The 18865-nt window shown below is 75.2% G+C and carries 15 protein-coding genes; 8 read left to right on the top strand and 7 right to left on the bottom strand.

Annotation, left to right across the window (positions count from 1 at the left end):
- Window positions 1-17 precede the first annotated feature (17 nt).
- Entirely contained in the window at window positions 18-1373 is a 1356-nt protein-coding gene (gene glmM / locus ACFY3U_RS19870; RefSeq protein ID WP_387203515.1) for a phosphoglucosamine mutase, read from the top strand.
- Between the two features lie 13 nt (window positions 1374-1386).
- Here the strand turns inward: glmM and ACFY3U_RS19865 are convergent, their stop codons facing one another.
- Together ACFY3U_RS19865 and ACFY3U_RS19860 are read right to left on the bottom strand one after the other, a co-directional pair.
- Window positions 1387-2133: an ABC transporter ATP-binding protein gene (locus ACFY3U_RS19865; RefSeq protein WP_387203512.1), complete on the bottom strand. Its 747-nt coding sequence runs from the start codon at window positions 2131-2133 to the stop codon at window positions 1387-1389.
- Between the two features lie 2 nt (window positions 2134-2135).
- On the bottom strand, window positions 2136-4964 hold the full coding sequence (locus tag ACFY3U_RS19860; protein ID WP_387203509.1) for an FtsX-like permease family protein: 2829 nt from the start codon (window positions 4962-4964) through the stop codon (window positions 2136-2138).
- 97 nt (window positions 4965-5061) lie between these two features.
- On the opposite strand from ACFY3U_RS19860, the gene ACFY3U_RS19855 reads away from it, so the two are divergent.
- Window positions 5062-5667: a helix-turn-helix transcriptional regulator gene (locus tag ACFY3U_RS19855; RefSeq protein ID WP_387203506.1), complete on the top strand. Its 606-nt coding sequence runs from the start codon at window positions 5062-5064 to the stop codon at window positions 5665-5667.
- Between the two features lie 53 nt (window positions 5668-5720).
- Here the strand turns inward: ACFY3U_RS19855 and ACFY3U_RS19850 are convergent, their stop codons facing one another.
- Together ACFY3U_RS19850 and ACFY3U_RS19845 are read right to left on the bottom strand one after the other, a co-directional pair.
- Window positions 5721-6821 (bottom strand): threonine aldolase family protein, encoded by a 1101-nt coding sequence (locus tag ACFY3U_RS19850; protein WP_387203503.1) that lies wholly within the window; start codon window positions 6819-6821, stop codon window positions 5721-5723.
- The gene (locus tag ACFY3U_RS19845; protein WP_387203501.1) at window positions 6818-8014 is read right to left on the bottom strand and encodes a pyridoxal phosphate-dependent aminotransferase; all 1197 of its coding nucleotides are present in this window, start codon (window positions 8012-8014) and stop codon (window positions 6818-6820) included. Before ACFY3U_RS19845 ends, ACFY3U_RS19850 begins: the two co-directional genes overlap by 4 nt.
- A 233-nt stretch (window positions 8015-8247) precedes the next feature.
- Here ACFY3U_RS19845 and glmS point away from each other — a divergent pair, with 233 nt between their 5' ends.
- Window positions 8248-10161, top strand: coding sequence for a glutamine--fructose-6-phosphate transaminase (isomerizing) (glmS, locus tag ACFY3U_RS19840; RefSeq protein ID WP_387203498.1), 1914 nt, complete (start codon window positions 8248-8250; stop codon window positions 10159-10161).
- A gap of 203 nt (window positions 10162-10364) precedes the next feature.
- Here glmS and ACFY3U_RS19835 read toward each other — a convergent pair whose 3' ends face one another.
- Together ACFY3U_RS19835 and ACFY3U_RS19830 are read right to left on the bottom strand one after the other, a co-directional pair.
- On the bottom strand, window positions 10365-12101 hold the full coding sequence (locus ACFY3U_RS19835; RefSeq protein WP_387203496.1) for an alpha/beta hydrolase: 1737 nt from the start codon (window positions 12099-12101) through the stop codon (window positions 10365-10367).
- On the bottom strand, window positions 12098-12394 hold the full coding sequence (locus ACFY3U_RS19830) for a hypothetical protein (protein ID WP_387203494.1): 297 nt from the start codon (window positions 12392-12394) through the stop codon (window positions 12098-12100). The genes ACFY3U_RS19835 and ACFY3U_RS19830 overlap by 4 nt, the downstream gene beginning before the upstream one ends.
- A gap of 210 nt (window positions 12395-12604) precedes the next feature.
- Between ACFY3U_RS19830 and ACFY3U_RS19825 the strand changes: the two genes are divergently transcribed.
- The 5 genes from ACFY3U_RS19825 (at window position 12605) to ung (ending at window position 17764) form a co-directional block, all read left to right on the top strand.
- Window positions 12605-14071 carry an NAD(P)H-hydrate dehydratase gene (locus ACFY3U_RS19825; RefSeq protein ID WP_387203492.1) on the top strand — a complete coding sequence of 489 codons (1467 nt, stop codon included), beginning with the start codon at window positions 12605-12607 and terminating at the stop codon, window positions 14069-14071.
- 63 nt (window positions 14072-14134) lie between these two features.
- Window positions 14135-15256, top strand: coding sequence for an alanine racemase (gene alr, locus ACFY3U_RS19820; RefSeq protein WP_387203490.1), 1122 nt, complete (start codon window positions 14135-14137; stop codon window positions 15254-15256).
- 55 nt (window positions 15257-15311) lie between these two features.
- Window positions 15312-16400, top strand: coding sequence for an alpha/beta fold hydrolase (locus ACFY3U_RS19815; RefSeq protein WP_387203487.1), 1089 nt, complete (start codon window positions 15312-15314; stop codon window positions 16398-16400).
- Between the two features lie 71 nt (window positions 16401-16471).
- Window positions 16472-16948, top strand: coding sequence for a tRNA (adenosine(37)-N6)-threonylcarbamoyltransferase complex ATPase subunit type 1 TsaE (tsaE, locus tag ACFY3U_RS19810; protein ID WP_387203684.1), 477 nt, complete (start codon window positions 16472-16474; stop codon window positions 16946-16948).
- A 114-nt stretch (window positions 16949-17062) separates the two neighbouring features.
- Window positions 17063-17764 (top strand): uracil-DNA glycosylase, encoded by a 702-nt coding sequence (ung, locus tag ACFY3U_RS19805; protein WP_387203484.1) that lies wholly within the window; start codon window positions 17063-17065, stop codon window positions 17762-17764.
- 3 nt (window positions 17765-17767) lie between these two features.
- Here the strand turns inward: ung and ACFY3U_RS19800 are convergent, their stop codons facing one another.
- Window positions 17768-18502 carry a helix-turn-helix domain-containing protein gene (locus ACFY3U_RS19800; protein ID WP_387203481.1) on the bottom strand — a complete coding sequence of 245 codons (735 nt, stop codon included), beginning with the start codon at window positions 18500-18502 and terminating at the stop codon, window positions 17768-17770.
- Window positions 18503-18865 lie beyond the last annotated feature (363 nt).

Here is an 18865-nt window from a genome sequence, read left to right as displayed (position 1 = left end):
ATCGGAGGTTGGCGGGTATGGGCCGGTTGTTCGGCACGGACGGCGTACGCGGGCGGGCGAACGCGGATCTCACCCCGGAGTTGGCGCTCGCGGTGGCGGTGGCCGCCGCGCACACCCTCGCGGAGTCGGACAAGAGCCACCCCCCGCTGGCGGTGGTGGGCCGGGACACCCGGGCCAGCGGCGAGATGCTGGAGGCCGCGGTGGTGGCCGGGCTCACCAGCGCCGGGGCCAACGTGGTACGCGTCGGCGTGCTGCCCACCCCGGCGGTGGCCTACCTCACCGCCGAGGCCAAGGCCGACCTGGGCGTGATGCTTTCCGCGTCGCACAACCCGATGCCGGACAACGGCATCAAGCTCTTCGCCGCCGGCGGCCACAAGCTGCCCGACGAGATCGAGATGCGGATCGAGGCGGCCGTCGAGGCCAACGCCACCACCGCCTGGGACCGCCCGGTCGGCGCCGGCGTCGGCCGGGTGCACGACCTGCTCGACGGCGCGGACCACTACGTCCAGCACCTGGTCAACACCGTCGGCCATCGGCTGGAGGGGATCAAGGTGGTGGTCGACTGCGCCAACGGCGCGGCCGCCGACGTGGCCCCGGTGGCGTACCGGGAGGCCGGCGCCGAGGTGATCGCGATCAACGCCGAGCCGGACGGGCTCAACATCAACGACGACTGCGGCTCGAACCACATCGACGGCCTGCGCGCCGCGGTGGTCGAGCACGGCGCCCACCTCGGCATCGCCCACGACGGAGACGCCGACCGCTGCGTCGCGGTCACCGCGGACGGCGAGCAGGTCGACGGCGACGAGCTGATGGCGATCCTCGCCCTGGCCATGCGGGAATCCGGCGAGCTGACCCAGGACACCCTGGTCGCGACCGTGATGAGCAACCTCGGCCTGCGGCTGGCCATGTCCGCCCAGGGCATCCGGCTGGTCGAGACCAAGGTCGGCGACCGGTACGTGCTGGAGGAGCTGCGGGCCGGCGGGCTGGCCCTCGGCGGCGAGCAGAGCGGCCACATCGTGATGCCGGCGTACGCGACCACCGGCGACGGCGTGCTCACCGGGCTGCACCTGATGTCCCGGATGGCCGCCACCGGCAAGTCCCTGGCGGAGCTGGCCGGGGCGATCACCAAGCTGCCGCAGGTGCTGATCAACGTGCCGGTCGGTGACCGTACGGTGGGCGCCGCGGCTCCGGCCGTCCGGGCCGAGGTGGAGCGGGCCGAGGCCGAGCTGGGCGAGACCGGCCGGGTGCTGCTGCGCCCCTCCGGCACCGAGCCGCTGGTGCGGGTGATGGTCGAGGCGGCCACCGAGGACACCGCCCGCGCCGTCGCCGAGCGGATCGCCGAGCACGTCCGCACCGCCAGCCCGGCCGCCTGAGCCGGCGGGCACGCTACAACCGCAGTCGGGTGGCCCGGTCGAAGGTGTCGGCCGGGTCCTCGCCGTCGGTGAGGTCGAGGTCCTCCACCACCCGCCCGTCGCCGAGGCGGACCAGCCGGTCGCAGCGGGCGGCGACGGACCGCTCGTGGGTGGCCAGCAGGACCGTCATGCCGTGCCGGTCGCGCAGGTTCAGCAGCAGGTCGAGGATCTGTCCGCCGGTGGTGGAGTCCAGGTTGCCGGTGGGTTCGTCGGCGAGCAGCAGCCGGGGCTTCCCCATCAGCGCGCGGGCGATCGCCACCCGCTGCTGCTGGCCACCGGAGAGTTGGGCCGGAAGGGCCCGCTCCCGGCCGGCCAGACCCACCGCCTCCAGCAGTTCCCGCGCCCGCGCCGCGTGGTCGGTGCGCCCGCGACGAGGCAGGACCGGCGCGATCACGTTGTCCAGCACGGTCAGCGCCGGCAGCAGGTGGTAGCGCTGGAAGACGAAGCCGACCTGCTGTCGGTAGCGGGCCAGGGCTGTCCGGCGCAGCGCGGTCACCTCGACGTCGTCCACCTTCACGGTGCCCCGGTCGGCCTGCTCGATCGCCCCGATCATGTGCAGCAGCGTGGACTTGCCCGAACCGCTCGGCCCGGTCAGCGCCACCACTGAGCCCGCCCCGATCTCGAGCGAGACCTCGTCGATCGCGGTGAGTCGTTCGGTGCCGGCCCCGAACTGCCGGACCAGCCTGGCCGTGCGGATCGTGCTGCCGGTGGTCGCGTCCATGGTCACTCCTCTGCAAGCAGACGTGCGGTGGGCAGGCGGCGCAGCAGCGCGGTCGGAACGAGCGCGGCCAGCGAGGTGGCCAGCACCCCGCCCAGCGCCACGGTGACGGCGACCAGCACCAGCGCCCGGGGCAGCTCACCGACCAGCCAGGCCGCGCCGCCGAGGCCGAGCGCCGCGCCGCCGACCGCACCGAGCAGGCCGAGGGCGACTCCCTCGTACCCGATCAGGCGGCCCAGTGCGGCGTCGGACCAGCCGACCGCCCGCAGGGTGGCCAGCTCGGACGCCCGGTCCCGGATGCTCAGGTAGAGCACGTCGGCGACGGCGGCGACGCCGAGCAGCACGGTGGCGACCGCCGCCATGGTGTCCGCGCCGCGCACGCTCAGCGAGACAGTGTCGCCCAGCAGGCTGCCGACGACCGCGCCGCGGAACGCGTACCCGGCGGCGGTGACCAGGGTCAGCGCGGCCACCCCGATGGCCAGCGCGCCCGCGCCGAGCAGGGTGCGCCCGGGGGTGCGGACCAGGTTGACCAGGGCAAGGCCAGCCAGGGTGCGCGGTCGGCGTACCCAGCGGGCGGTGGCCGCCGGCGGCCGGAGCGCGGCGGCGGGGTGGGCGCGCGCGGCCCGCAGCGCCGGCGCCAGCCCCGCGACCGACGCCAGCAACAGGGCCACCGGTACGGCGAGCAGCGCCCGCCGCCAGTCGACGTCGATGCCCAGCGCGGCACCCAACGGGAACGCCAGGCCGACGGCGAGCAGCCCGGCCACCAACCCCAGCACGGCGACCTCCCCGAGGATCAGCGCGCCGATCCGCCGGGCCGGCCAGCCCAGGCAGGCCAGCACCGCCAACTCCGGCCGGCGGTCCCGGACGGCGGCGGAGACCGCGTTGCCCAGGAACAGCACGCAGACCAGCAGCACCAGCCCGAAGAGCGCGGCGCTCTTGCGATCCACCGCCCGGGTGATGGTCGAGGCGACGCCGAGCGCGGACCAGTTCTCGGTCAGCCGGAGCTCGGGTCGGCCGAACAGGCCGGCCGGCAGCTCGACGGTCTGCGGGGCGGGGGAGGAGCCGAGGGTGATGTCCACGTCCAGGCCGGTCACCCGGTTGATCTGCTCGGCGACCAGGCGGACCCGCTCGGCGGAGCGGTCGCTGTAACCGTCCACCCCGTCCACTCGGACCCGGATGGCGCTGATCGGAGCGGCCCCCTGTGCCGACCTGCTGCCCTCGAAGAGCGCGGGAACGGCGGCCATGCTGGTCAGCAGCAGGGGCGGGGTGGAGAGATAGCCGGCGGGATTGCCACTCGGCTCCAGCGGTCGCCCTCCGAGTGCGGCGCGGCTGCGGTCGTCGGCCCCGTCGGCGCGCGGCGGCTCGTACGTCTCCAGCGGCACCTTGCCGAGATCGCTGAAGCCGGTCAGCTTCTCCGGGTCGAAGACGCCCACCGCCAGCCACTGACGGTACGGGGTGAGCGCCCCGCCGGTGGCCAGCTGCGCGCGGCGCAGTGGCCGGGCGCCGCTGTCCTCGCTGAGCCAGGGGCGGGGCACGCCGCCGGCGTCGGCGCTGTCGACGAAGGTCTCGGCCGGGGCGGGCGGGACGGAGGTGGGCCGCAGCACACCGCCGGGCAGCCCCTGGTAGGCGACGTCGCCGGGCTGGATGAGGTGTTGCAGCTCCCCGAAGCAGCACCCGCGGTCCCCGCTCACCCCCTGGGCCAGCTTGTCCCGGTATGCGTCGGTCACGTTGGCCTCGGCCGATCCCGCCGGCGTGCCGGTGGCCCGCCGCAGGGTCTCCTCGAGATCCTCGGCCGGCAGGCCGGCGGGGCGGGCGCCCGCCAGCCGGGTAAACCGGGCCCGCAGCGACGCGTCGAACCAGGGTCGGTTCGTCGTCAACACCGGCATGAGGTTGTCGGGTGCGGTGTCGGGCTTCGTCGAACCGTTCGTCGAGCGCAGCGGTCGTCCGTCGACGATCGTCCGACCGAGCCCGACGAGGCGGTCCTCCGCGTCCGGGTCGATGGCCGCCAGCAGGAACGGCACCACCACCGGCGCCGGCACGACGAGCCGGTCGCCGACCGTGGTGACCGCGTTCTTCCGGGGGCGCGCCAACACACCGTTGGCGGCCTCGAACCGGCCGTCGGGGCGTAGCCGGACCGGTTCGATGTTCCAGTTGTCGCGTTCCGACAGCTGGCCAGGCTGGATCAGGCCACCCTGGGGATAGCAGATCAGGCGGGTGCCGCCGTCGGGCTGGACCTCGCGCGGACCGGGGCCGCAGAGGTCCGGCCACGGATAGACCTTCCCGTCGGAGTAGCGCGTCCCCTGCTGCGACATCTCCTCGGCGGGAGTTGGAAAGATCAGCGGGTGCCGGGTCACGTACACGTAGCGGGGTTTGCCCTTCGCCGTGGACAGGCCCCGCTCGGCGACGTACGTAGGGTCGATCCGGATCACCTGCCGGTCCAGCGAGCGGTCCACCGCGTCGGTCAGGTCCAGCCGCAGCGACACCTCGGTGGTGGAGTGGCCGAGCATCGCGATGGGCGCCGCGACGTCCACCCCGGCGACGGTCTTGACCTGGTCGTACTGGGCGGTGGTGATGCCGCCGTAGCGGCCGGAGAGGTAGTTGGGGCGGACCAGCCCCCGCTCCGCCTCCAGCGGAGTGCGCGCCCCCTGTGGACGGACGAGGATGTCGTAGGCGGCGCGGGTGTTCCGCTCGACGCTGCCGGTGACGGCCAGCCGGGAGGTGGTGGTGGCGCCGGTCAGCACGACGAAGCCGGTGGTCGCCACCAGCACCCCGGCCAGCAGCGCCACCGACCGCCCCGCACGGCCACGTAACTGTCTCCAGATGAATCGAAACATTCGCGCCTCCCCGTGTGCTGAGCACACTGTGCGCGATACATTGTGACAATGCAAGCCCCGTCCGGGCCGAAACGCCTGGACCGGATTGGAGGAGACGGTGGCGATCCAGCACGCGGTCCTGGCCCTGCTCGCCCGCGGCCCCGGCTACGGCTACCAGCTGAAGGGCGCGTTCGAGCGGGCCGTCGGCCCGCAGTGGGGGCCGCTGAACATCGGGCACCTCTACCAGATCCTCGACCGGCTCTCCCGCGACGGTCTGGTCACCGCGGAGCGGCATGCCCAGGCCGTCAAGCCCGACCGGGTGGTCTACGAGATCACCGACGGCGGCCGGGCCGAGCTGGAGCGCTGGCTCACCGAGCCCAGTCCGCGCAGCGGCGGCTTCCGGGACGACTTCTTCCTCAAGGTCACCGCCGCGGCCCGGTCCGGCGAGGCGGCGACCGTGCGGACGGTGCTGAGCAACCAGCGCGGTCACCTCCTGCGCGAGCTGCGCAACCTCGATGGCCTGCGGCGCCGCGCCGACGACCCGGTGGTCGGCCTGCTGCTCGCCGCCGCCGCCCGGCACGTCGAAGCCGACCTCGCCTTCGTCGACGACGCCGAATCCGTCCTACTCGCCGACGGGGGCACGCTGCTGGCCACGATCGCCGCCGACCGGTCGCCGATGGCCGACCCGACCGAGGCCGGTGGCCCGGCGCGCGCCGCCGGCTGAGCGGTGCGCCCCGACGACGGCCCTGCCCTTGCCGGGCACCCGGGACCGTCGGGTCAGGCTGCCGCGACCCGGCGCAGGAAGCGCTCGCCCACCTCGGCCACGGCGGCCGCGTCGAACTCCAGCGCCGCGCCGGCCACCGTGACCTCGGCCAGGGCCAACCCCGGCACGTCGGTGTCCCGCCAGCCGCCGACGAACCACACCCGCTCCCGCTCGGCGAGGTCGAGCGCGGCGGCGTTCAGCGTCTCGGCCGGGTACGGCAGCCAGAGCCGGAACTGGTGGGTGTGCGGCGGCGCGGGAAACACCCGGGCGCCGGGCAGCTCCGCCAGGGCCGCGGCGACGGTACGGGCGTGTCCGACGTACGCCGGCAGCCGGGGCAGTTCGTCCGCCAGCCCGGCGAGCGCGGCCAGCGCCGCCGGCCACTGCTGGAAGAGCTGCCCGCCGTACCGGTGCCGCCACGTCCGGGCGTACCGGGCCAGTGCCGCGTCTCCGGCGAGCGCCGCGCCGGAGATCCCGCCGAGCGACTTGTAGAACGAGACGTAGACGCTGTCGAACAGTTCCACGATCTCGGGCAGCGGTCGGCCGAGGTGGGTGGTGGACTCCCAGATCCGGGCGCCGTCGGCGTGCACCCGGGCGCCACCTTCCCGGGCCGCCGCCACGGTGGCGGTCAACCCGTCCCAGTCCGGCAGCACGAACCCGGCGTCGCGCAGCGGCAGCTCCAGCAGCAGGGTGCCGATCGGCTCGGCCAGGGCGGCCACCTCGGTGGCGTCCGGGTTGCGGGGCTCGGCGGTGGCCGGCACCGCGCGCAGCCCACCGAGCACCGCGTACGCGTCGCCCTCGTGCACCAGCGGGTGGCTCAGCGGGTGCAGGCCGACCGTCGTACGGCCGGTCAGCTCCGCGCCGTACCGCATGGCGACCTGCTGGGCCATGGTGCCGGTGGGGAAGAAGACGGCGGCCTCGGCGCCGAGCAGCTCGGTCACCCGGCGCTCCACCGCCTCGACCGCGCCGCCCTCGCCATACACGTCGGGCAGGTCGTCGGGGTCGGCGGTGGCCCGGATCCGATCGAGCTGCTCGCCCACCGTGCCGGGGCGTACCCCGGCGAGGATCCGGTCGCAGCCGCGGATCGCCGCGGCCCGGCGGGCCCGGTCGGCGCTCATCGGCCGGCCGCCAGCCCGCGCAGCCGGGTGACCGCCTCGGCGAGCACCTCGGGTCGCTTGCAGAAGGCGAACCGGATCAGCCGCCGGCCGGCCTCCTGGTCGTCGTAGAAGACCTGGGTGGGCACCGCGACCACCCCGCAGCGCTCGGGCAGCGACCGGCAGAACTCCACGCCGTCCCGGCCGCCGAGCGCGGTGACGTCGGCGGTGACGAAGTACGTCCCCTCGGGCGTCAGCACCCGGAACCCGGCGTCGGTCAGCCCGGCCACCAGTTGGTCGCGGCGGCGCTGGAGATCGTCCCGGAACCCGGTGAAGTACGCGTCCGGCAGGCCGAGCGCCACCGCGACCGCCGGTTGCAGCGGGGCCGCGTTGACGAAGGTGAGGAACTGCTTGACCCGCAGCACCGCGGAGACCAGCGACGCCGGCCCGCTGACCCAGCCGACCTTCCAGCCGGTGCAGGAGAAGGTCTTGCCGGCCGAGGAGATGCGCAGGGTGCGCTCCCGCATCCCGGGGAGGGTGGCCAGCGGCACGTGTGGCGCGGCGGCGTCGGTGAAGACCAGGTGCTCGTACACCTCGTCGGTGACCGCGTACGCGCCGTGCTCCCGGCAGAGCTCGGCGACCAGGGCCAGCTCGTCCGGGGTGAACACCTTGCCGGTCGGGTTGTGCGGGGAGTTCAGCAGCACCAGGCGGGTCCGCGGGCCGAACGCGGCCCGCAGCTCCGCAGGGTCGACGGCGTACCGACCGTCCGCGCCGGGCCGCAGGGTCACCGGCCGCCGGACCGCGCCGGCCAGCGCGATCGAGGCCGCGTACGAGTCGTAGTACGGCTCGAAGCAGACCACCTCGTCACCCGGCTCGCAGAGCGCGAGGATGCTCGCCGCGATCGCCTCGGTGGCGCCGGCGGTGACCACGATCTCGCCGTCCGGGTCGTACGCCAGGCCGTGGAAGCGGCGCTGGTGCTCCGCGACCGCCCGGCGCAGCGCGGGGATCCCCGGGCCTGGCGGGTACTGGTTCTGCCCGGAGCGCAGCGCCTCGGCCGCGGCGGCCAGCATCTCCGGCGGGCCGTCGGTGTCCGGAAAGCCCTGCCCGAGGTTGACCGCGCCGGTGCGGGCGGCGAGCGCGGACATCTCGGCGAAGATCGTCGTCCCGAACGGCCGCATCCGGGCCACCAGCGGGTCGACATCGGAGGCGGTCGTCATCTGCCCGAGCCTACGGGCAGCACCCGCCCGAACGCAGCCTCGGTCGATCTCACGCCTGGTCATCCAGCCGTCCTCGGCCGGGTCGGTCACCGGAGCGGTCGGGTGACGGTGGGTGGAACGGCCGGCGGGTTCGTCCCGATGGCTCCTCGGGCGGCCCGAACGCTCAAATTCAGTGATTGTTTACCCGGCTTCCGAGCACGCATGATGAGCGAAACTGGGTTAGGCTGCCTCCCATGTGTGGAATCGTGGGTTACGCCGGCGCGCGCCCGGCGCTCGGCATCGTGCTCGACGGACTGCGGCGGCTGGAGTACCGCGGCTACGACTCGGCCGGCGTGGCGATCGTCTGCGACGACGAGCTGCTGACCGAGAAGAAGGCCGGCAAGCTGGCCAACCTGGAGAAGGTGCTCTCCGAGCGGGCCGCCGCCAACCCGACCGACTGCGCCGCCAGCCCGATCGGCATCGGTGACGGCACGACCGGCATCGGCCACACCCGCTGGGCCACCCACGGCGGCCCCACCGACCGCAACGCGCACCCCCACCTGGCCCCCGACGGCCGGGTCGCGGTGATCCACAACGGCATCATCGAGAACTTCGCCCGGCTCCGCGGCGAGCTGGAGGACGACGGCGTCCAGTTCACCAGCGACACCGACACCGAGTGCGCCGCCCACCTGCTCTCCCACGCGCTCGCCGAGCTGCGCGCCGCCGGCGAGACCGACAGCCCGCAGCTGCTCGCCGCCGCGATGCGGGTGGTCTGCCGGCGCCTGGAGGGCGCGTTCACCCTGCTCGCCGTGGACGCCGGCATCCCCGGCGCGGTGGTCGGCGCCCGGCGCAACTCGCCGCTGGTGGTCGGCCGGGGCGAGGGGGAGAACTACCTGGCCAGCGACGTGGCCGCGTTCATCGAGCACACCCGCGAGGCGGTCGAGCTCGGTCAGGACCAGATCGTGCTGATCACCGGCGAGAGCATCGAGATCACCGACTTCGACGGCCAGCCCGCCGCCGGCAAGGACTTCCACATCGACTGGGACTCCTCCGCCGCGGAGAAGGGCGGCTACGACTACTTCATGCTCAAGGAGATCGCGGAGCAGCCGCAGGCGATCGCCGACACGCTGCTCGGCCGGCTCACCGAGACCGGTGAGATCGCCCTGGACGAGGTCCGCCTCAGCGACCAGGACCTGCGCGACGTCGACAAGATCTTCATCATCGCCTGCGGCACCTCGTACCACGCCGGGATGGTGGCCAAGTACGCCGTCGAGCACTGGACCCGGATCCCCTGCGAGGTCGAGCTGGCCAGCGAGTTCCGCTACCGCGACCCGGTGCTCGACCGCTCCACGCTGGTGATCGTGATCAGCCAGTCCGGCGAGACCATGGACACCCTGATGGCGCTGCGGCACGCCAAGGAGCAGAAGGCCCGGGTGCTGGCCATCTGCAACACCAACGGCTCGACCATCCCGCGTGAGTCCGACGCCGTGCTCTACACCCACGGCGGCCCGGAGATCGCGGTCGCCTCCACCAAGGCGTTCCTCACCCAGCTGGTCGCCTGCTACCTGATCGGCCTGCACCTGGCCCAGGTGCGCGGGATCAAGTTCGCCGACGAGGTCGGCGCGGTGGTGGCCCAGCTGCAGGAGATGCCGGGCAAGCTGCGGGAGCTGCTGGACCGGATCGAGCCGGTGCGCGAGCTGGCCCGCGACCTGAAGGCCGCGCCGACGGTGCTGTTCATCGGCCGGCACGTGGGTTACCCGGTGGCCCTGGAGGGCGCGCTGAAGCTCAAGGAGCTGGCGTACATGCACGCCGAGGGCTTCGCCGCCGGCGAGCTGAAGCACGGCCCGATCTCGCTGATCGACGAGGGCACGCCGGTGATCTGCATCGTGCCGTCGCCGGTCGGCCGGGGCATGCTGCACGACAAGGTCGTCTCCAACATCCAGGAGGTCCGCGCCCGGGGCGCCCGGACCATCGTGATCGCCGAGGAGGGCGACGAGGCCGTCGTCCGCTACGCCGACCATTTGATCTACGTGCCGCGGACGCCGACCCTGCTGGCGCCGCTGGTGACCACCGTGCCGCTGCAGGTGCTGGCCGCCGAGATCGCCTCGGCCCGCGGGCACGACGTCGACCAGCCGCGCAACCTGGCGAAGTCCGTCACCGTCGAGTGACGCACCGGGCCGCGGTCGTCCGCCGCGGCCCGACCCCGCCGGAGCACCCGACGGCCCCGCCCCACTCCGGGGTGGGGCCGTCGCCCGTCTCCCCGGCGTCGCCCGGCGCTCGTCGCCCCACTTCGCGACGATCTCGCCGAGGACCGACCGGAACTGCCCCGCCAGCCCGCCGTGCGGCTCGTCGGCCCGCTGAGCCCGGGCCGTCACAGCGGCTGCCCGAGGACGATCCGGGCCATCCCGTCCAGTGCCGGGTTGTCGTCGTCCCAGTAGCCGGTGTGGCCGTGCCGGCCGCTGGGAAAGGTGCGGCCGCCGAACGCCGGGTCGCTCGGGTCGTGGCCGAACCACAGCTCGTGGTCGGAGCGGCCGAGCAGCGAGACGGCCGCGCCCAACGGCGAGGTGGCCAGCGCCGCCCGGCCGGCCAGTCGCCCGGGCGACTCCACCAGCCGGATCACGTCGTCCGGGGCGGTGCTGGCGAAGACCCGGTCCGGCGGCAGGCGGAGCGCCTCGGCGTGCGCGACCCCGACCCCCGGGGAGCCCACGAAGACCAGAGCGTCGGCGGCCAGGCCGTGGTCGCGGGCGGCGCTGCCCACCACCACCGAGCCGTAGCTGTGGCCGAGCACGGTCTGCCGGGCCGGCGCGCCCTCGTGGGTGGCGCGCAGCCCCTCCTGGAACCGGTGCAGCCCCGGGCCGGCGTCCCGAGCCTGGGCCGACCAGGCGGCCTCGTGCAGGAAATCCGGTGCGTCGTAGTCCAGCCAGAGCACCGCCGCCGTCTCGGCGCCCGGGGCGAGCCGGCCACACCGGTCGCGGACCAGACCGGCCCGGCCCAGCTCGCCCGGCACGTCGGCCAGGTCGCTGGTCATCCCGGGCACGTAGGTGAGCACCCGGTCGGCCCGGTCCGGGTTGCCGAGCGCCACCACCGCCCGCCCCTCGCCGGCGGTGGCCAGCCGCAACAGGTAGGCCCGGGGCGACCCCGACTCGGCCAGCCGGCCGGTGAGCGCGGCCAGCGCGGCCAGGCTCGCGTCGATCCGGCGCAGGCCGGCCAGCTCGACCGGGCCGCGCGGGAACCGGTCGGCCAGCATCCGCCGGATCGTCAGCAGCGCCTCCCGGTGGGCGCCCAGGGTGAGCCGGTTGGCCTGGTCCCGGGCGGCGGCCGGCACCCCGTCGAGGCGGCCGACCAGGGCCGGCTCGTGGGCCACCAACCAGCGCCGCTGCGCCGGTGCGAGCCCCGACCACCAGGCCCGGACCTCTGCCGGCTCGGCGTCGGGACCCGGTCGGCCCGGCGGCGGCGGCGCGGTCCAGCCGGAGCGGGCCGCCGCGGCCAGCTCGGCCAACCGGGCGGTCGCCTCCCGGTCGGCCGTGTCGGCCAGGGCGAGCGCGTCGCCCACCGCCGCCGCCACCCGCTCGGCCGCCGCCGCCCGGCCCGCCGCTGCCGCCCGCTCGACCGCTGCCCGGTCCGCCGTCGTCGCTGCCGTTCGGGCCGCCGCCTGCCGTGCCGTTGATGCCTGCCGTGTCGGGGCGTGCCGTGCCGCTCCCGGTCGGCCGTCGGGGGTCACGCCCGCCTCCGGACCGGTCCATCCCACCGGGCCGGGCGCCGCGGTGGCCACGCCGTGCCGGTCGACCAGCACCCCGCTGCGATCGGCCAGCGCGACCGCCTCGGCCAGCCGGGCCTTCGCCACCGCGAGCCGGCCGGCGAACTCGGCCAGCACCTGGTCGCACTCCAGCAGCGCGGGCGACAGCCCGGCCAGCTGACCCCGCAGCGTGCCCAGCCGCCGGTCGGCCGCCCCGGCCGCCGCGCCCGACCAGCCGGGACGCAGCTCCGTCGCCCGCCGGCCCAGCTCCGCCCGCCGCCCCTCGACCGGGCCGGTCAGCGCCCGCCAGGCCACCCCGGCGTCGGCCCAGTCGGCCGGGGAGGCCGCCCAGAGCCGCGCGTACCCGTTCATCGCGGCAGCCCGGCCAGCCGATCGGCGGCTCGGGCGTCCACCGCCTCGTACTCCCGTACGGCGGTGTGCAGGGCGGTGGACGTCTCGGCCACCTTGGCGGCCAGGGCGCCCAGCCAGGCGTGCACCGCCGACTCGCAGCGGACCAGCGCCGCGGCGGCCCGCCACTCCGGCTCGGTGACCGTCAGCCCGGGCACCTCCGCCAGGCCGTGCGCCAACCCGTACGCCTCGGCGGACAGCCCACCGGCCACCCGGCGCAGCACCGCCGGATCGACCTCCACCGGCTCCTCGGTCATCCCCGTTCCTCCTGCCCCGTGCGCCTACGACGGCATCGACGCTAGGCGGCGTACGGGTGGTCGGGCAGGGCCTGTGGACGGCGGGCGGTGGTCGTACCCCCGGGTTGTCCACAGGGATTGCCCACCGCGTGGCCGACGGCTAATCTGCCGCCCCGACCGCCGGTAGGGTGGGTTGGTCGATCGGCCACCGAGGGACGGGACGGTACGGGCATGACACCGGTGTGGCGGGTCGCGGACGTCCGCGCGGCCGAGGCCGGCCTGATGGCCACGCTCCCGTCCGGCACGTTGATGCGACGCGCGGCCGCCGGGCTGGCCCGCCGCTGCGCGCTGCTGCTCGCCGACCGGGGCGGGGTGTACGGCGGGCGGGTGCTGCTGCTGGTCGGCACCGGCGACAACGGCGGTGACGCGCTGTACGCCGGCGCCCTGCTGGCCCGCCGCGGCGTGGCGGTGTCGGCGTTGCCGGTCACCCCCGGCCGGGCGCACGCCGACGGCCTGGCCGAGCTGCGTGCCGCCGGTGGCCGGCTGGTCGACGCCCCGCCCGCGACGGTCGACCTGGTGCTCGACGGCATCGTCGGGATCGGCGGCACCGGCGGGCTGCGGGAGGCCGCCGCCGACCTCGTCGCCCGGCTGCCCGAGCTGCGTGGCCGGGACGGCGCCCGGGCCACCGTGGTGGCCGTGGACGTGCCGAGCGGGGTGGCGGTGGACACCGGGCACGTGCCAGCGGCCTCCGGCCGGCCCACCGCGGTGCGGGCCGACGTGACGGTGGCCTTCGGCGCGCTGAAGCCGGCGCTGGTGGTCGGCCCGGCCGCACCGCTCGCCGGGCAGGTCGAGCTGGTGGACATCGGGCTACGGCCGTGGCTGCGCGGCACCCCGGCGCTTCGGGTCACCGAGTGGTCGGACGTGGTCGACTGGTGGCCAGGGCTCGGCGCGGCGTCGGAGAAGTACACCCGCGGGGTGGTCGGGGTGGCGACCGGCTCGGCGACCTACCCGGGCGCGGCGGTGCTGTCCGTGGGCGGCGCGCTCGCCGGCCCGACCGGCCTGGTCCGGTACGCCGGCGGGGCCCGCGAGGAGGTGGTCCGGCAGCACCCGTCGGTGATCGCCACCGGTGGCGTCGCCGACGCCGGCCGGGTCCAGGCGTGGATCTGCGGCTCGGGGCTCGGCACCGGCGCGGAGTCCGCCGCCGAGCTGCGCGCGGTGCTCGCCGCGCCGGTCCCGGTGGTGCTCGACGCGGACGCGCTCACCCTGCTGGTGGACGGCGCGCTCGCCGACCGGCTGCGCGGCCGGGACGCCCCGATCGTGGTCACTCCGCACGACCGCGAGTTCAGCCGGCTCTGCGGGGAGGACCCGGGCGCCGACCGGGTCGCCGCCACGCTCCGGCTGGCCGCCTGGATGAACGCGACGGTGCTGCTCAAGGGGGACCGGACGATCGTCGGCACGCCGGACGGCCGGGCGTACGTGAATCCGACCGGCACCCCGGCGCTGGCCACCGGGGGCACCGGGGACGTGCTGGCCGGGCTGCTCGGCTCGCTGCTGGCGGCCGGGCTGGCCCCGGAGCGGGCGGCGGCGACCGCGGCGTACCTGCACGGCCTGGCCGGGCGGGAGGCGGCCCGGCACGGCACGGTGACCGCGCCCGACGTGGTGGCCGCCCTGCCCCCGGTGGTCGCGCCGCTGGTCTGAGCCCGGTGTCGGGGGTCGGCGTCCCACGCCCCGGCTGATCTACCGCCAAGTAGGCTTGGCCGCATGTGGCAGGCCGAGGCGCGCGTCGATCTGGACGCGATCCGTGACAACGTGGCCCGGCTCCGGGCGGGCACCGGCGCCGAGCTGATGGCGGTGGTGAAGGGTGACGGGTACGGGCACGGCATGGTCCCGTCCGCCCGCGCGGCCCTCGACGCCGGGGCGGACTGGCTCGGGGTCTGCACCCTGGACGAGGCGCTCACCCTGCGCCGGGCCGGGATCACCGCGCCCGTGCTGGCCTGGCTGCTGGCGCCGGGGCTGCCGCTGCACGAGGGCGTCGCCGCCGGGGTCGACCTGGGTGCCGCGAGCCTGCCCCAGCTGGACGAGATGATCGAGGCGGCCCACCGGGCGGAGCGCCCGGCGCGGCTGCACCTGAAGATCGACACCGGGCTGTCGCGCGGCGGCGCCACCGTGGCCGACTGGCCGACCCTGCTGGAGGCCGCCGCGAAGGCCCAGGCCGACGGCCTGGTCGAGGTGGTCGGGGTGTGGAGCCACTTCGTGTACGCGGACTCGCCCGGCCACCCGACCACGGATCGCCAGTTGGCCGTCTTCCACGAGGGGCTGGCCATGGTCGAGCGGGCCGGGCTGCGCCCGCGCTACCGGCACCTGGCCAACTCGGCCGCCACGCTGACCCGGCCGGACACCCACTTCGACCTGGTCCGGCCCGGGATCGCGGTGTACGGCCTGTCGCCGATCGCGGGCGAGCAGTTCGGCCTGCGCCGGGCGATGACCGCGCGGGCCCGGGTGATGCTCACCAAGCGGGTTCCGGAGGGCACCGGCGTCTCGTACGGCCACACCTACCTCACCGAGCGGGAGGCGAACCTGGCCGTGGTGCCGCTCGGCTACGCCGACGGGGTGCCCCGGCACGCCTCCAACGTCGGCCCGGTGCAGCTGGCCGGGAAGCGGCGGACCATCTCCGGCCGGGTCTGCATGGACCAGTTCGTGCTGGACTGCGGCGACGACCCGGTGGCCGCGGGCGACGTGGCCACCCTGTTCGGCGACGGCGCGGACGGCGGCCCGACCGCCGACGACTGGGCCGAGGCGGTCGGCACGATCAACTACGAGATCGTCACCCGGTTCGGGAGCACCCGGGTGCCCCGGGTCTACGACGGTGAGCGTTCCCCGTGAGCGCGAGGAGTGAGCCGGGTTTGCGAGCCCCGCAGTCGCGAACGAAGGTGGCTTTATGAACCAGTTGCGGATTCCGCGACCGCGGACGGCCGTCGGGCGGGCCGCCGGGCTGGTCGGGGCCGCGGTGGGCGTGGCCGCAGCGGGGCTCGCCGCGGGCGTGGTGAGCGAGCGGGTCCTGGTCCGTCGGCTCAAGACCGACCCCGCCGATCCGTACGCCGACGAGGTGTTCGGCGACCAGCGGTACGACGAGGCGTTCCGGCTGGAGATGCCGGACGGCACCGACATCCACGTCGAGGTGGTGGAGCCGACCCGCCCCGCGCAGGGGCACCCGACCGTGGTGCTGGTGCACGGCTTCTGCCTGGACATGGGCACCTTCCACTTCCAGCGCAAGATGCTCGCCGCCCGCGGTGACTATCGCGTCGTCGCGTACGACCAGCCCGGGCACGGGCTGTCCGGGCGGCTGGAGACCGGCGACTACGACCTGGCCGCGCTGGGCCGGACGCTGCGCCGGGTGATCGACCGGGCCGCGCCGGACGGGCCGCTGGTGCTGGTCGGGCACTCGATGGGCGGCATGACCATCATGGCGTTCGCCGAGGCGTACCCGGAGATGTTCGGCGACCGGGTGGTCGGCACCGTGCTGATGTCCACCTCGGGCGGCCTGCTCGCCGAGACGAAGTTGGTCGCCCCGGCGATGCTCGGGCGGGTCGGCGTGCCGGTGCTGCACATGATGAGCAACGCCACCCGGTACGGCGGCCCGATGATCGACAAGGCCCGCAAGTCGACGTCCAACGTGGCCTGGCTGCTCACCCGCAAGTACGGCTTCGGCACCCCGAAGCCCAGCCCGGCGCTGGTGTCCTATGTGGAGACGATGAACTCCCGCACCTCGGCGGACACCGTGACCCGGTACCTGCGGACGCTGGCGACGCACTCGCGCTTCCCGGCGCTGGCCGCGTTGAGCGGCACGCCGGTGCTGGTGGTGGTCGGGGACAAGGACATGATCACTCCGGTTACCCACTCGGAGGAGATCGTTCGTCGGCTGCCGCACGCCCGGTACATCAAGATCCAAGACAGTGGTCACGTGGTGATGCTGGAGCACGCCGACGAGGTCAACGCGGCGCTCGCCGAGTTCCTGGAGTCGCTGTGACGCGGGTCGGTCCGTCCGGTGGCGATGCGGCCGGGTCGCGGGTTGGTCCGTCCGGTGGCGGCGCGGCCGGATTGCGGGTGGGTCTGCCCGGCGTCGAGGACACCCACGCGTTCGGCGCCCGGCTGGCCGGTGTGCTGCGCGCCGGGGACCTGCTGCTGCTCACCGGGCCGCTGGGCGCCGGCAAGACCGCGCTCACCCAGGGCATCGGCGCCGGGCTGGGGGTGCTCGGCGCGATCACCTCGCCCACCTTCGTGATCGCCCGGGTGCACCGGCCGGACCCGGCCCGGGGCCGCGGCGTGGCGCTGGTGCACGCCGACGCGTACCGGCTGGGCGACGCGGCAGACCCGCGCGCGGAGATCGACGACCTGGACCTGGACGCCTCGGTGGAGGACTCGGTGACGGTCGTCGAGTGGGGCGAGGGCCTGGTGGAGCAGCTGGCCGACGCCCACCTGCGGGTACGCATCGACCGGCGCGACGACGACACCCGGCTGGTGACCCTGGAACCCGTCGGCGGTGACTGGGCCGACCGGCTGCTCGCCCTGCGCTGAGCCGCCGCCCCGCCCCCGCGCTGCCGTCCCGCCCCCGCGCTGCCGTCCCGCCCGGCGGCGGTTGGTGTCGTACCCGCTGCCTACAGTGTCCCGGCCGACTGCGAAAGGTTGCCGATGCTCGACGACGCCCCCGCCCTCGACCTGCTGGCGCTGCTCCCGCCGGAGTGGCGCGCCGTGCTCGCCCCGCACCTCGACCCGGCCCGCACCGCCGCGCTGGCCGAGTTCGTCGCCCGGGAGTACGCCACCCAGACGGTCTTCCCGCCGGTGGCGGACCTGTTCTCCGCCTACCAGCGGTGCGGGCCGCAGCAGTGCCGGGTGCTGATCCTCGGGCAGGATCCGTACCACCGGGCCGGGCAGGCGCACGGGCTGAGCTTCAGCGTCCGCGAGGGGGTGACGGTGCCGCCGTCGCTGCGCAACGTCTTCAAGGAGTTGGGCGAGGACCTGGGCGTGCCCCGGCCGCGCAGCGGCAACCTCGACGGTTGGGCGGCGCAGGGGGTGCTGCTGCTCAACTCGGTGCTCACCGTCCGGCAGGCCACGCCCGGCTCGCACGCCAACCGGGGCTGGGAGGAGTTCACCGACGCCACCATCCGGGCGCTCGACGCGCTGGAGCAGCGGGTGGTGTTCCTGCTCTGGGGTGGGTACGCCCGCAAGAAGGCGGCCCTGGTCACCAACCCTCGGCACGTGGTGCTGGAGGCGGGTCACCCCAGCCCGATGAACCCGCGCGGCTTCCTCGGCAGCCGGCCGTTCAGCGCGACCAACAAGGCGCTGGCCGACGCCGGCCTGCCCACCATCGACTGGGAGCGTTCCGCCGGCTGACGCTCAGTGGACCGCGGCGGCGGTCGACCCGCGGTCCTCACCGGCCTGTCGCTGCCGCTGCTGGTGGCGCCGCAGGAGCGTGGCGGCGCGCGGGTCGGTCAGCTCCACCGCGACGAGCGGCACCACCTGGTAGGCCCGCCCGTCGTGCCGTACCTCGATCGTGGTCGGCAACTCGTCGCACAGTTGGGCGCGGAGCTCGCCGTGCCGGGTCAGCCAGCGGTGCTCACCCGGCTCCTCGGGTTCGAGGCGCAGCCCGCCGAACTCCTTCCAGCGGGCGTTCCAGCGCTGCCCGTACGCGGCGTCCAGCCAGGCGGTGAAGCGCGCCGAGTCGGCCCAACGGACTGCGATCTCCACTCCGTCGGCCGGCACCGCCGCCCCCTGGAGCACGGCGGCGGTGGTGCCGGTCAACACGTACGGCAGGTCGCCGAGATGCCGGAGCATCCGGTCCAGCCCCAGATCGTCGATCCGCTCGGCGATCGGCCGAGCCGCCAGTTCGTCCAGCTTCGCGTCCAGCTCGGCGTCCAGCGGCTCGGTGGACACCGCCAGCTGCAGCCCGAGGGCGGCCAAGACCCGCTCGACCAGGGGGATGCTCGGCATCCGGTCGCCGCGCTCGATCCGGGCCACCGCGCTCTGGCTGATGCCGGCGAGACTGGCCAGCGCCTGCTGGGTCAGCCCCCGGGTCTCCCGCTCGAGGCGCAGCATCCTCGCGATTCGGCCGCCCAGGTCACTCTTCGTCATGACAACACAATGACCTGGCATGAAGAGCGATATGCCTCTCCGTCATAAATATGACTCCTGGTCATATCGCTCTCCACCGAACCTCCTTCCAGCGGTGTCGCGCTCGGTAGCTGAGGGGATCGCACGCCGCGCCGCGGTCGTGCTGCGCTGCGGTCGCGCCGCGCCGCGCCGGGTCGTGCTGCGCCGCGCCGCGCCGCGCCGCGCCGGGTCGTGCCGCGCCGGGTCGTGCCGGGCCGCATCGCGCGCGCCGTGGTCGCGCTGGGGCGCGGTAGTGCCGGGCCGCGTCGCGCGCCGCGCCGCGGACCGGACGGGCTCCGGCGTGCCGTGACGAATTGATGGCGGTGGACGTCCGGGGCGTCGCTC

Origin of the sequence: Micromonospora sp. NPDC000089 (assembly GCF_042899365.1) — a bacterium.
Lineage (GTDB): Bacteria > Actinomycetota > Actinomycetes > Mycobacteriales > Micromonosporaceae > Micromonospora.
This window is presented reverse-complemented; position numbering and strand designations above follow the sequence as displayed.